Origin of the sequence: Larkinella sp. C7 (assembly GCF_006149005.1) — a bacterium.
In the GTDB taxonomy this organism is placed as follows: Bacteria; Bacteroidota; Bacteroidia; order Cytophagales; family Spirosomataceae; genus Larkinella.
This window is the reverse complement of record NZ_VBSL01000003.1, coordinates 408,629-421,186: the sequence shown is the minus strand read 5'-3', so window position 1 is coordinate 421,186 and position 12,558 is coordinate 408,629. Positions and strand designations below refer to the sequence as shown.

The window sequence follows — 12,558 nt, the reverse complement described above, 5'->3', positions numbered from 1 at the left end:
TTCACTCTTTCACTTCCTGACACAACTCCACCAACACGCCGTTCGTTTCTTTCGGGTGCAGGAAGCAAACCAGCTTGTTGTCGGCACCCCGTTTGGGGGTTTCGTTCAGGGGCGTAAATCCTTCGGTTTTCAGTCGCTCAATTTCGGCGTAAATGTCCGAGACTTCGAAAGCGATGTGGTGGATGCCTTCGCCCTTTTTTTCCAGAAACTTCGCAATCGGGCTGTCGGGGCGGGTGGCTTCCAGGAGTTCGATCTTGGTCTGGTTTACTTTGAAAAACGAGGTCGTCACCCCCTCCGACTCCACGGCTTCGGCCTTATACGGTTTTTTGCCCAACAACTTCGTAAACAAGGCATTGGAAGCCGTCAGGCTCTTCACCGCAATCCCGATATGCTCTACATTCGTCAACATGCCCTGATTACCTCTGATGTTCTCTGATTAGCTCTGTGTAACAACTCGCCCCAAGTTAAAAGTTATTCCACAGAGTTTATCAGAGAACATCAGAGGTAATCAGAGAATTGAAGAGAAACTTTTCTTTTCCGTACACGGTTTTTACCTTAGCGTCCAACTACTCCGTAAGATTATGGTTTCGGTAACTGATAAAGCCAAAGATAAAATTGTTGAACTCCGCCAGAAAGATGGCCTGAACGATAACTATGCCATCCGCGTGGCGGTGCAGGGCGGGGGCTGCTCCGGTCTGATGTACGATCTGCAATTCGATACGGCGCAGCAACCCAACGACCACATCGTCGAAGACAAAGGCATTAAAATTTACGTCGACCGGAAGAGCTTGCTCTATCTGGCCGGCACCGAGCTGGATTTTTCCGACGGACTGAACGGCAAAGGATTCCAGTTCAAAAACCCCAACGCCAGCCGGACCTGCGGTTGCGGAGAAAGCTTCTCCGTCTAAACAGCGACTGACGCGATTCTTGATTAGGTTTGTTAAAGGCACCGTCGGCTTCCACGCGGTGCCTTTTTTTAGGGCTTTGGCGGAAACAACACGGGAATGTTATACTTGATCGATACGGGTTTTCCCAGAACGGTTCCCGGTTTCCAGCGCGCCATGTTTCGTACCAAACGGACGGCTTCCTCGTCACAGCCGTAGCCAATCCCTCTCAATACCCGAACACTCGAATCCGGAATAGAACCTAACGAATCGATGAGGAAATTGACCAGGACGCGGCCTTTGATTCCGTTTTGGCGAGCCTCCTGCGGATACCGTGTATTTTTCCTAAAATAAGGCTCTATGCCTCCCGGATACTCAGGACTCGTCTCAACCGGCCCGAATGTCCTGTCTTTTGCATCCTTAATTTTGACTTCCACCCTTTGCTGCTGCCCATACGCACTTCCGATCAGCCCCCAAAATCCGAGAATCAGCACCAATTTTTTCATTGCTATCGTATATCGGTTAATTTGCCACAAAATACTCAAAAATGGCTCCAAAATCCGTCAACTCCTCCCGCACTACGCTCACTGAGCTGATGATTCCTTCCTACGCCAACTTCGGTGGTAAAATTCACGGCGGTATTCTGCTGTCTCTGATGGACAAAGTGGCCTTTGCCTGCGCTTCCAAACATTCGAGGGCTTACTGCGTGACGGTTTCGGTGGATGGCGTCGATTTCAAGCAGGCCGTTGAAGTGGGGGAACTCGTTTCGCTGATGGCATCGGTCAATTACGTGGGCCGGACGTCAATGGTCATTGGCATCAAAGTGATTGCCGAAAACGTCCGCATCGGAACCGTCAAACACACCAATACGTCGTACATCACGATGGTTGCCACCGACGACAACAACAAGCCGACCGAAGTGCCACCCCTCCTGCTCGAAAATCCGGAAGACATCCGGCGGTTTATGGAAGCGATGAAACGAAAAGAACTCAAGGAGAATTTCAGGGAAAGCTTCAACAAAGAAAAATCCCGGATGCGCGTCGAAGACGGCAATCTGGACATCCTGAAAAACGAACGCTGTGTTATTAAGAGTTATGAGTGAAGAGTTAAAAGTTGGCTGACGCATGCTTCACTCATAACTCTTAACTCTCAATTCTTAACTCTCAATTCTTAACTCTCAATTCTTAACTCTCAATTCTTAACTCTCAATTCTTAACTCTCAATTCTTAACTCTCAATTCTTAACTCTCAATTCTTAACTCTCAATTCTTAACTCTCAATTCTTAACTCTCAATTCTTAACTCTCAATTCTTAACTCTCAATTCTTAACTCTCAATTCTTAACTCTCAATTCTTAACTCTCAATTCTTAACTCTCAATTCTTAACTCTCAATTCTTAACTCTCAATTCTTAACTCTCAATTCTTAACTCTCAATTCTTAACTCTCAATTCTTAACTCTCAATTCTTAACTCTCAATTCTTAACTCTCAATTCTTAACTCTCAATTCTTAACTCTCAATTCTTAACTCTCAATTCTTAACTCTCAATTCTTAACTCTCAATTCTTAACTCTCAATTCTTAACTCTCAATTCTTAACTCTCAATTCTTAACTCTCAATTCTTAACTCTCAATTCTTAACTCTCAATTCTTAACTCTCAATTCTTAACTCTCAATTCTTAACTCTCAATTCTTAACTCTCAATTCTTAACTCTCAATTCTTAACTCTCAATTCTTAACTCTCAATTCGCCAGGCGGAGCGATTGCCAGGCGACCATCTGCCACTGCGGGCCTTTCTTGACGTAAACATCCGTGTAGCGCAGTTTGGTGTTGATGGTTTGCCCGTTGTTGGCAGCCTTGATTTGACAAATACCGCTCACTACCGCCGTATTGCCATACAGTAGCACTTTGCTCTCCAGCATTTCGATCGCATCGTAGCTTTGTTTCCCGTCTCGGATCGATTGGATGAACGACTGTTTGGTATCCTGATTGCCGTTGGAATGGTTGTAAATCAGATCGTCGCCCAGCACTTTTTCCAGAACCGCGTAGTTTTTCGTGACTTGTGCCTCAAAGCGCTGTTTCTCAATGGCCAGAACCGCTTTTTCACCCGGGGAGGATTGGGCATAGGCAAAGGAAGAGATCAATACCCCGCAAAAAAATAGGAAGGATTTCATAGAAAGAAGAGTTTGGTTTAGGAAGAAGTAGGGTCCGACGAATGCCCCCTTCATGCGGCCAGTCGGTCAGAATATTTCCCGGGCAATTTTAACGATATTATCCGATTTTCCCATCGTGTAAAAATGGAGTCCCGGCACCCCGGCTTTCGTCAGTTCGCGGCACTGCTGAATGCACCACTCGATGCCGACCTGCCGGGCCTGCTTGTCGTCCTCACAGGCTTCCACGGCTTGCACAAAATCGGCCGGCATTTCGAGGTGAAACAGCCGGGGCAACACCTGCAACTGTTTGCGCGTGCTCAGCGGTTTCAGGCCCGGAATGATCGGAACCGTAATGCCCGCTTCCCGACAACGCCGGACAAAATCAAAATATTTCTGGTTGTCGAAAAACATCTGCGTCACAATGTAATCGGCCCCTTTGTCGATTTTCAGTTTCAGGTACCTGAAATCGGTATCGTGGTCGATCGCTTCGAAGTGTTTTTCGGGATAAGCCGCCACACCAATGCAAAAATTGCTGGGGGTCATGGCGTGCGAACCTTCGTGCAAGTACACGCCCCGGTTCATATTGGCCACCTGCGTCACCAGTTCACTGGCGTAGGCATAGCCATTCGTTTTGGGCTTGAAGGTATCGAACGGTTTGGCCGGATCGCCCCGCAAAACCAGCACGTTGTCGATGCCCAGGTAATGCAGATCGATCAGAAAATCTTCGGTTTCTTCCTTCGTAAAACCGCCACAAAGCACGTGCGGCACCGGATCGACCCCAAATTTGTGCATAATGGCCGAACAGATGCCCACCGTTCCGGGGCGTTTTCGGGTGATGATTTTTTTAACCGTTCCGTCGGGTTCGACCCGTTCGATGTACTCCTCGCGGTGGTACGTCACGTCGATAAACGGAGGGTTGAACTCCATCAGTGGCTCGATATTGTCTAAGAGATTTTTAAGATTGTCGCCTTTGATCGGTGGGATAACTTCAATTGAAAAGATCGTCTTTCCGTTCGCCTGACGGATGTGATCAGAAACTTTAGCCATGTGCTTTTATCTGGAACAGTAGAACGATACCGGTCACCCGGCACCGACAATAAACCCGGCAAGGCTGTAGTTACCACCCAGACTTGCGTTGGCACAAAAGTACGGGAAAAATCGGAGATAACCGGCTTATAGCTGAACCAAACCCCATCGGATGGCTTCAAGCACCATACCGACGCGGGTTTTCACCTGCATTTTCAGAAAAACCGACTCCCGGTAGCCATCGACGGTTCGGGCACTAACGCACATTTTGTCGGCAATTTCGACGTACGTCAGCTCGCTGCACGCCAATTTTAGAAACGTGAGTTCGCGGTCGTTGAGGTTAAAAAGGGCGGCCGGGGGTCCGTTTTCGGAGGGATTCAGGCTCCGGACGAGTTGGGTGGTCATGAACTCGGAATAATGATAGCCTTTAGTGCGCAGGTCGTCGAGCGCCAGACGCAGTTCGGCGGGTCGGCAACCTTTGAGGAGATAGCCCCGAACGCCATTCCGAATCATCCGCACGATGTTCTCTTCGCGGTCCATCATTGAGAGGGCCAGCACTTTACAGGTCGGGCAATGTTCTTTCAAATACGCTGCGGTTTCAAAACCGTCCATCTCGGGCATGTTGATGTCCAGCAAAACGATGTCAGGACAGTTGCCCTGACCAAGGTGCCGGATCAGATCACGGCCATTTTCGGCCACAATGCATACTTCGTAGTTGTCGAATTTCTGAATCAGGTCAGCCAGGGCCTGAGCCAGCAGGCGGTGGTCATCGACAATAGCAATGGAGGTTTTTAAGGCGATAGAGGTTTCCACAGAGATAGCGTTTAGTCAACGGCCTGAAATTAAGGCAAATCCGCACTCCATGCAAATCGTCTTAACCAATTATCAGACCGTATTTTTACTTATCGTTCAACGGTCGGTGGCTATCCGTCCGGCGATTAGGTTTCAACGTGAACCATTTTGCCGTTAACTAAAATCTTTGCCCGGTTATTCAAACGAAACCGCCCTCAATACGCCCAGCCGCTGGCCAACAACCCCAAATAAGCGGGCGATTTTACGGGAATTTTCCGACTAAATACGGGAATTTCCCCCTCTTCGTTTCTTCGATTCTGTCCCCTCAACCTCCTTCTTGTTCGTTGATAGCGGCCCAGGGGTACAACTACCTACCGTACCACCGATTCCCCGGTAAAATTCAGTTACGTTCTGAAGCCAACACAACCTCTCCTCCAAGCCAACGAAAAACCGGTTGATTGACCAAAAATGCGGTTCTACGCTCGAAAAAAGTCACCAGATAATAAATTAGCGTTACATTAACTCTATTCTCAGACTAACTTGCAGCTCTTGCAGTTTTTGTCCGAGTTCTACTTAGTTCGATTCTTTTTTTCAATTCCTAACCATTTTTACGCATGAATACCAGACGTTTTACACTCCAATCCCTGCTGGCACTGCTGGTGGTCAGTACGCTGATTTTTGGCGTTACGAGTTGCTTCCAGCAGATTCAGGATCACCAGTTCCCGAATCCGACTACGTTCTCAGCCGTTCAAGGCCCGCCAGTAGCCGCCAACCTGAGTTCGCCGATTGGCATGGCGGAAGATAACAAAGGCTATCTGTGGGTTACCGAAGCCGGCAGCGGAACCGCCAGCCCCGCCAGTGGCCGGGTTTCAGTCATCACACCGGGAGGTACCTTTACCGCCATCACCGGTTTTCTCTCCGCCGAAAGCCCGGAAGGCTCGCCCGAAGGGCTCAACCACCTGGCCTATAGAGATGGCAAGCTGTACATTTTGCACGGCGTCGATGATGCGCTATACATTGCCGATGTTTCGTCGTTCGTTCCGGGCGTGACGCCCTCCCTTTCGGCCAGTTCATTGACCAAAATTGATATTGGAACGTTTGTTCGCAATGCGCATCCAAATGCTCCCGACCCGAAAGATTCGAACCCTTATAATTTGACCTTTGGACCGGATGGCGATCTGTTTATTACCGATGCTGGTGGAAACGCCATCGTACGTCGGGACAAGGATACCGGAGACTTGAGTATCTACGCGATTTTCCCGGATGTGCCGAATCCTATTTTTGACCCGCTAAATCCAGTAACCGGCCCTCCGACCATCGACCCCGTACCGACCGGGATTGTCTTCAACGGAACCGACTTCCTCGTTACCACCCTGGTGGGCTATCCTTTTCCGGCCAATCTTTCAACCATTTACAAAGTAAGTGCCATGGGTACCGCTCCGATTACCCCAGTCGCTTATAAAACCAAATTCTCGGCCCTGACCGACATCGCGCTGACGTCGGGAGGCAAAGCGCTGGTGACGGAATTCGGATTTTCAACCACTCCCCGGGTTGCCAACGGCGATGTGGATGGTGACAGTCCTGGTGGAACCCTGTTCTCTGGCGCTGCTCCGTATGTAACTCCAGTTGATGTGCTGGTAAGTAATAAAGCGGATACGTATTATGTGTTGTATTATGGTCCCGGCATCATTTTTAAATTTACCGGCGGCAACTAGGTTAAAGGCATTCTTCAAACAAAAGCGGCAATCCCGGATGATGGGATTGCCGCTTTTGTTTGGTAGAGATTACTCCGAACAGCACGGGTTTACAACGTCAGCAGCACGCCCGCCGACGCATAATTGATCCAGGTAAAGGTGTAAATTTCGTCCGTATCGGCTCCGCCCTCGACGACCCGATAGCCCAGTTTAAAACCCAGTTTCGGGCTGGCTTTGTAGACCGCTCCCAGAAAAACATCTTCGGCCCGACCCGCCTTTGCCCCCAGCGCGTCGCCCTCCAGCAGCACGCTCCAGCGGTTGCCGGGCGAATAGGCCGCGTAGAAATTCAGCAAGGGCACAAAGCCCACGTTGTCATAATTGGCCTTGCTCACTTCATTTTCAAACCGCGTGTCGGCATCCCGGATTTTGGCCGTAAAACCTGCGCCCACCCGCCAGCGATCGTTGGCAACAAAATCGTAGCGGTAGGTAAGCCGATACGAGTTGAATTTGTAGTAGGCCGTCGTCGGTTGGTTGGCCGGAAACAGGACGTTGTTAAAAGTAACATCCTGATCGAAATTTCCCTGATAACGAACGGTCAGGGGCGCATACAAAGCCGAAATCGTGTGCCGGTTGGCAATCGTATATCCCAATCGGACGCGGTAAAAAACCTGGGGTTCTGCGCTTAGCTGCTTCGCTAAATCAACCAGCGTGCCGCCCTGATTGGGAATCCGCACGTCGGTGTAATTCGTTCCGAGGACCAGCCCCGATTCAAGATCAACTCGTAACTGAGCCTTCAAGGGCAACGTCATCAGCAGCAATAAAACCGGGGCAAGCGCCCGCGAAAAAGAAAGAAAGTTCATAGCGTTGAGCATGTGGATACAAGCTAAACCCTTCACGAACCAAATGGTTTTGTCGATTTATACGGGCGTCGGTTCGTTTCGGTTCAGTGCGTCCCCAACCAGGCGGGACGCTGCCCGAACGCCAATGGTGAACCCAAAATAAGGCCCGAAGGCCAACCCGGCCGGGAAACTGGTAACGTACAAACCCGGTACGCTGCTCTGAAAAGCCTCGTCCAGCACCGGAAAACCGTTGCTGACAGCCAGCTCGTCCAGCAGCGACTCATCCAGAAAGGGCAACCGCCGAATGTCGACCTGGTAGCCCGTTGCGGCAATAACCGTATCCACTTCCAGTTCTTCGCCCGAATCCAGGGTTATGCCTAAACCATCCGGTTTTTCGGTCACGGCCGTCACCTGCGTCCGGGGATGGAGGCCAACTTCCGGCTGGAAAATCCGGTCAGCGAGCCAGGGTTCCAGCTTTAACCGCCCCTCCGTCCACAGATTCAGGCGATGAATTTCCTGCTCCTCGGCCGACAGGTTCCGGAACCAGCCGGGCTGATCGACCATGCCTTCGACCAGCGTTTCGACCCACGACCAGTCCGATGGAATGAATTGGGGTGTATCGTGCCGGTAACTAAGATCGATCCGGGCGGCACCGGCTTCGCGCAGGAGGGCCGCCCACTCGAACCCACTCTGGCGACCACCCACGATCAGCACCCGTTTACCCTCATAACCAGCCATATCCACCGCATCGCGGGTGTGTCGGAGCCGGTCCGAAGGAATCAGGTTCGACAACGGGGCCGGAACATGGCTGTAGGAATAAAATCCGGTCGCAATTACCACCTGCCGGGCTTCCACCGTCGAGCCGTCGTCCAGCACCGCCCGAAAATGGCCGTTGTCCCGACTCAGTTGCGTCACATAGGCCGTCTGCACCGGAATTTCCGTTCTTTCCAGAAACCAGTCCGTATACGCCAGATAGCATTCCCGCGAGAGCGGTTTTTCCGGCTTGGGCGATTCTCCACGTTCGGCCAGAAACCGTTCGATGGTCCACTGCCCGTCGGGGTCCAGGTGCCATTCGACACCCGAGCGCAGCAGCATTCCGGCGGGCATGTGCCGTTTCCAGAATTCCATCGGGTGCCCAATCACCCGGAAATCGTGCTGCCGGTTTTGCAGATAGGATGCCAGGCCCAGCCCAAACGGGCCGGCCCCAATGATCAGGGTTTCAGGAGAAGGGTTCATCATGATTCAAAGAGGTCGCAGGGTTTTGGGGGATGCGTCAGCGCGTCAGACGGTACAGCAGCAAAGCCGCCCGCTGAATCAGAAACGGGTATTCTTTCAGGTTGATGTTTTCCTCGATGCTGTGCGCGCCTTTTCCCGACGCGCCAAGTCCGTCCAGACACGGCAGGTATTCCGCGACGAACGAAACGTCCCCCGCTCCCCGCGACCCCGGATCGCCCGCCAGCACCGGCCCCAGGCCCATATCGCGGCTGATCTGATCCACCACTTTCCGCAGGTTTTCGTTCTTTTCCGACGGTTCCATCGCCGGAATGCCGTCCTGAAACGTGATCGTCGCTTTGGTCAGTGGCAGGCTTTTTTCCACAATGTCGCGCATCCGGGCGCGGGCACTTTCTTTCTGTTTTTCTGAAATAAACCGCAGATCCCCTTTCACCAGCGCCGACGGGGCTACAATGTTGGTTTTTCCGGTGGTTTCGCCTTGGGCGGATTTGTTGTCATACCGCACTTCCGAACCGCCGATCATCAATCCCGGATTGAATGTCAGGTATTGCTCCTGCCCCAGCGTGCGCCGAAATTCGTTCAGAATCCGGGCGGTTTCAAAAATGGCACCGTAGCCCAGATCACTGAAAATCCGCGATGAATGCCCCGTTCGGGCCACCACCTTGAGCGTCCAGCTACTCGAACCGCGTCGACCGGTGGTGACGTGGGTCAGTCCCTGCGCTCCTTCGAACGCCAGGGCCAGGTCGCATTTTCTGGCCCGTTCGATGAAATCGCGCCTGCTTTCGGGGCCGCCACTGCTTTCTTCGTCGCCCGTAAAATAAGCCGTTATCGACACGTCGTCCAGCAATTTCTGGGCGTGCAATGCTTTTAATGCCGCCAGAATGAGCACGTTACCGCCTTTGATGTCGTTGGCACCCTGACCCGTAGCCGTCGAATCGTTCACCCGCGTAAAGGGATCGAAGGGAAGACTTTTTTCAAAAACCGTATCCAGGTGCCCGATCAGAAACAGCTTTTTTCCGCGTTTGCCCTGCCGGGTAGCCACCAGATGCCCGGCGCGGTTGAGGGAATCGGGCAGCGTTATCCATTCGGTTTTGAAGCCCAGCTTTTCAAATTCATCGGCCAGCAGTTTGCCGTTTTCCCGGACACCTTCCAGATTGAGCGTTCCGCTGTTGATGTTGACGGTTTTTTCCAGAAACTTCTCCGTTTCGGGATGAATTTGCCGGACGGTTTCGATCACTTTTTTTTCAACGGGCGAAAGCGATTGGCCCCAAACACCTTGGGCAATGCCCAGCAGCAGGAGTGCCTTGATGTAGAATTTTGTCATGATAGAGAATCATCAGGTTGATTCTCAAATTTAGCAGAAAATTTCAGACCTGCTGCGAACTGGCAACGGGTTGCGGAGCACAGACGACACGCGGGGCGACAACGGTTTGCCGGGCGTGCCGTCCCAGGTTTTTCAGCATGTTGACGTGCGAACCCAGCGCATCCAACAACGAGGTTTTCTGGTAATATGGAAGTCCGAATTCCTGGGCCGTGGCCTGCACGATGGGCGCAATGGCCGGGTAATGCACGTGGCCGATCGACGGAAACAAGTGGTGTTCGATCTGGTAATTCAACCCGCCGATGAACCAGGACAAAACCCGGGAAACCGAGAAATTGGCGGTGCTTTCCAGTTGGTGAATGGCCCAGGCATTTTCAATATTGCCCTGGTCGTTCCGAATCGGCGAGTGAACTTCCTCAATGATGTGCGCCAACTGAAAAATAACGCTCAGAACGAAGCCCGCGACAAAGTTCATCAGCAGAAAACCGAGCGCCCATTGTCCGAACGTGATGTCGGTTAATACGAGCGGCAGTACGCCGACAAAAACCACGTAAAACAGCTTGCCCGCCAGCAAAATCAGGATTTCGCGCGATGAAAACGGCTTGGTCAGTTTCGATTTGGATTTCCGGTTGAACTCCCCGATCTGCTTAAAATCTTTTACCAGAAAGGAGAAGGTCATCAAACCGTACAGCAAAAAGGCGTAAATGTGCTGGTAGCGGTGCATTTTTTGCAGGCGTTGCTGGTCGCACAGCCGCAGAAACGGTTTTCCCGTAATGTCGCTGTCCAACTGGTCGATGTTGGTGTAGGTATGGTGCAGGGTATTGTGCTGAACTTTCCAGTTGTAGACGTTGCCGCCGAGCAGATACAGACTGCCGCTGAACAGATGATTGACCCAGGGTGAGGTTGAAAACGAACCGTGGTTGGCGTCGTGCATGACCGACATGCCTACCCCGGCAATCCCGATTCCCATGATGCCCGACAGGATGAGCATGGCCCAGGCTGGAAATAAATTGGTCAGAATCAGGATGTAAGGAACCAGATACAGGCTGAGCATAAAAATCGCTTTACCCACCATCGGCGAACCACCCGCTTTGCAAATGGCGTTTTCCTGGAAGTACTGCTCAATTCTCGTACGGAGTACCGGAAAAAAAGTAGACTTGTCTTTGTTCAGAAATTTTACGTTTGTAGTCGTCATGTTTAACTTCCTGGGTTACTAGGTACCTGTCAACCGGTTATCCACTGACGACTGTATCGCTCCCCTGCTTCTAAATTGTGCGTTTTGCTGCTTTTGCTAACAATGTATATCTTATAACGATGAAAACCGTATTTTATACTGTGTCTATGATATATATATATTAATACCCCTTCCGGTTTCGTCCTCCGTTCGGTTCACCCAATGCGTTCAATCGCTGCCTGTATGATAAAATAGCATACGAATCGGGTATTAAAACAGAACCGATCTTCAACTATTTGCTTTTCCTTTGCAGTGGAAATGAAAGCGGGACGATTGCCCCCGACAAAATATGGAAACACTCGTATGCACCACGCCCGGCCAGTTTGAATACCGTTCCGGCGTAAAACCGGAACTGACCCCGGGCCACGCCATCGTAAAAATTCAGCGCATCGGCATCTGCGGAACCGACCTGCACGCCTTTGAAGGAACGCAACCGTTTTTCGAATACCCCCGGATTCTGGGTCACGAACTGGCGGGAGAACTGGTCGATTTCGACGATGCGCCCGGTTTTCAGAAAGGCGAACGGATTACGTTCATGCCCTATTTCTACTGCGGAACCTGCGTGGCCTGCCGCGTGGGAAAAACCAATTGCTGCGCCCAGCTTCGGGTTTCGGGCGTTCACATCGACGGCGGCATGGTCGAATACCTGAGCGTTCCGAGTTATTCGCTGATTCACGGTGACGGCCTGAGCCTGGACGAACTGGCCCTGGCCGAACCGCTGTCCATCGGTGCCCACGGCATTCGCCGGGCGGATGTGCAGCCCGGTGAGTTTGTGCTGGTGGTGGGTGCCGGGCCGATCGGTCTGGGGGTCATGGAGTTTGCGCGCATCGCGGGTGGTCAGGTCATTGCGATGGATGTCAACGAATCCCGGCTGGCATTTTGCCGGGAGAAACTCCGGGTGCCCTACACGATCGACGCCCGCTCGGCCGATGTGGCTGAACAACTCCGCGAAATGACCAACGGCGACATGCCGACCGTGATCGTCGACGCCACCGGCAACCGGACGGCCATCAACAATGCTTTCCCATATATGGCCCACGGCGGGCGGTATGTCCTGGTCGGTTTGCAACGGGGCGAGGTCTGTCTGAGCCATCCGGAATTTCACAAACGCGAAGCCACGTTGATGAGCAGCCGGAATGCCACCCGGCAGGATTTCGAACACGTTCTGGCCTGTCAGAAAAAAGGGCTGATCGATCCGGTTACCTACATTACGCACCGGGTTCAGTTTGGTCAGGTCAGGGACGAATTCGCCAGTTGGCTGGATCCGGCCAACGGCGTGATCAAAGCGATGGTAGAACTCAACAACTGATCCGGCAGCGTTTGCAGCCTAACAAGCCGGTTTTTGCGGAAAAACAATAGGGTTCCCGCGCTGAATTTGGTATCTTGC

At 51.8% G+C, this 12,558-nt stretch carries 13 protein-coding genes; 4 read left to right on the top strand and 9 right to left on the bottom strand.

What is annotated here, in order from left to right; genetic code table 11:
- Nucleotide 1: 1 nt before the first annotated feature.
- Nucleotides 2-409, bottom strand: coding sequence for a methylmalonyl-CoA epimerase (mce, locus tag FH871_RS09990; protein WP_138991293.1), 408 nt, complete (start codon nt 407-409; stop codon nt 2-4).
- Between the two features lie 172 nt (nt 410-581).
- Between mce and FH871_RS09985 the strand changes: the two genes are divergently transcribed.
- Nucleotides 582-908 carry an iron-sulfur cluster assembly accessory protein gene (locus FH871_RS09985; protein WP_124879477.1) on the top strand — a complete coding sequence of 109 codons (327 nt, stop codon included), beginning with the start codon at nt 582-584 and terminating at the stop codon, nt 906-908.
- A 68-nt stretch (nt 909-976) separates the two neighbouring features.
- Here the strand turns inward: FH871_RS09985 and FH871_RS09980 are convergent, their stop codons facing one another.
- On the bottom strand, nt 977-1,390 hold the full coding sequence (locus tag FH871_RS09980) for an energy transducer TonB (protein ID WP_138991292.1): 414 nt from the start codon (nt 1,388-1,390) through the stop codon (nt 977-979).
- A 41-nt stretch (nt 1,391-1,431) separates the two neighbouring features.
- Between FH871_RS09980 and FH871_RS09975 the strand changes: the two genes are divergently transcribed.
- The gene (locus tag FH871_RS09975) at nt 1,432-1,986 is read left to right on the top strand and encodes an acyl-CoA thioesterase (RefSeq protein ID WP_138991291.1); all 555 of its coding nucleotides are present in this window, start codon (nt 1,432-1,434) and stop codon (nt 1,984-1,986) included.
- A gap of 635 nt (nt 1,987-2,621) precedes the next feature.
- Here the strand turns inward: FH871_RS09975 and FH871_RS09970 are convergent.
- The 3 genes from FH871_RS09970 to FH871_RS09960 form a co-directional block, all read right to left on the bottom strand.
- Nucleotides 2,622-3,053, bottom strand: a complete 432-nt coding sequence (locus FH871_RS09970) for a nuclear transport factor 2 family protein (RefSeq protein ID WP_138991290.1) — start codon at nt 3,051-3,053, stop codon at nt 2,622-2,624.
- Between the two features lie 66 nt (nt 3,054-3,119).
- Nucleotides 3,120-4,079, bottom strand: coding sequence for a methylenetetrahydrofolate reductase [NAD(P)H] (metF, locus tag FH871_RS09965; RefSeq protein ID WP_138991289.1), 960 nt, complete (start codon nt 4,077-4,079; stop codon nt 3,120-3,122).
- A 126-nt stretch (nt 4,080-4,205) separates the two neighbouring features.
- Nucleotides 4,206-4,871: a response regulator transcription factor gene (locus FH871_RS09960; protein ID WP_229317182.1), complete on the bottom strand. Its 666-nt coding sequence runs from the start codon at nt 4,869-4,871 to the stop codon at nt 4,206-4,208.
- Between the two features lie 593 nt (nt 4,872-5,464).
- Here FH871_RS09960 and FH871_RS09955 point away from each other — a divergent pair.
- Nucleotides 5,465-6,565: a ScyD/ScyE family protein gene (locus FH871_RS09955; protein WP_138991288.1), complete on the top strand. Its 1,101-nt coding sequence runs from the start codon at nt 5,465-5,467 to the stop codon at nt 6,563-6,565.
- An 89-nt stretch (nt 6,566-6,654) separates the two neighbouring features.
- Here the strand turns inward: FH871_RS09955 and FH871_RS09950 are convergent, their stop codons facing one another.
- Genes FH871_RS09950 through FH871_RS09935 form a run of 4 tightly spaced genes read right to left on the bottom strand, consistent with a single transcriptional unit; the run spans nt 6,655 to nt 11,132 of the window.
- Nucleotides 6,655-7,404, bottom strand: coding sequence for a hypothetical protein (locus tag FH871_RS09950; protein WP_138991287.1), 750 nt, complete (start codon nt 7,402-7,404; stop codon nt 6,655-6,657).
- Nucleotides 7,405-7,461: 57 nt separating this feature from the next.
- Nucleotides 7,462-8,622 carry an NAD(P)-binding domain-containing protein gene (locus FH871_RS09945; RefSeq protein WP_138991286.1) on the bottom strand — a complete coding sequence of 387 codons (1,161 nt, stop codon included), beginning with the start codon at nt 8,620-8,622 and terminating at the stop codon, nt 7,462-7,464.
- Nucleotides 8,623-8,656: 34 nt separating this feature from the next.
- Nucleotides 8,657-9,940 carry a M20/M25/M40 family metallo-hydrolase gene (locus FH871_RS09940; RefSeq protein WP_138991285.1) on the bottom strand — a complete coding sequence of 428 codons (1,284 nt, stop codon included), beginning with the start codon at nt 9,938-9,940 and terminating at the stop codon, nt 8,657-8,659.
- Nucleotides 9,941-9,983: 43 nt separating this feature from the next.
- The gene (locus FH871_RS09935) at nt 9,984-11,132 is read right to left on the bottom strand and encodes an acyl-CoA desaturase (protein WP_138991284.1); all 1,149 of its coding nucleotides are present in this window, start codon (nt 11,130-11,132) and stop codon (nt 9,984-9,986) included.
- Nucleotides 11,133-11,460: 328 nt separating this feature from the next.
- On the opposite strand from FH871_RS09935, the gene FH871_RS09930 reads away from it, so the two are divergent.
- On the top strand, nt 11,461-12,480 hold the full coding sequence (locus FH871_RS09930) for a zinc-binding alcohol dehydrogenase family protein (RefSeq protein ID WP_138991283.1): 1,020 nt from the start codon (nt 11,461-11,463) through the stop codon (nt 12,478-12,480).
- Nucleotides 12,481-12,558 lie beyond the last annotated feature (78 nt).

Coding starts and splice junctions, on each gene's coding strand:
- mce (WP_138991293.1), bottom strand. CDS start 409: ATGTTGACGAATGTAGAGCATATCGGGATTGCGGTGAAGAGCCTGACG.
- FH871_RS09985 (WP_124879477.1), top strand. CDS start 582: ATGGTTTCGGTAACTGATAAAGCCAAAGATAAAATTGTTGAACTCCGC.
- FH871_RS09980 (WP_138991292.1), bottom strand. CDS start 1,390: ATGAAAAAATTGGTGCTGATTCTCGGATTTTGGGGGCTGATCGGAAGT.
- FH871_RS09975 (WP_138991291.1), top strand. CDS start 1,432: ATGGCTCCAAAATCCGTCAACTCCTCCCGCACTACGCTCACTGAGCTG.
- FH871_RS09970 (WP_138991290.1), bottom strand. CDS start 3,053: ATGAAATCCTTCCTATTTTTTTGCGGGGTATTGATCTCTTCCTTTGCC.
- metF (WP_138991289.1), bottom strand. CDS start 4,079: ATGGCTAAAGTTTCTGATCACATCCGTCAGGCGAACGGAAAGACGATC.
- FH871_RS09955 (WP_138991288.1), top strand. CDS start 5,465: ATGAATACCAGACGTTTTACACTCCAATCCCTGCTGGCACTGCTGGTG.
- FH871_RS09950 (WP_138991287.1), bottom strand. CDS start 7,404: ATGAACTTTCTTTCTTTTTCGCGGGCGCTTGCCCCGGTTTTATTGCTG.
- FH871_RS09945 (WP_138991286.1), bottom strand. CDS start 8,622: ATGATGAACCCTTCTCCTGAAACCCTGATCATTGGGGCCGGCCCGTTT.
- FH871_RS09940 (WP_138991285.1), bottom strand. CDS start 9,940: ATGACAAAATTCTACATCAAGGCACTCCTGCTGCTGGGCATTGCCCAA.
- FH871_RS09935 (WP_138991284.1), bottom strand. CDS start 11,132: ATGACGACTACAAACGTAAAATTTCTGAACAAAGACAAGTCTACTTTT.
- FH871_RS09930 (WP_138991283.1), top strand. CDS start 11,461: ATGGAAACACTCGTATGCACCACGCCCGGCCAGTTTGAATACCGTTCC.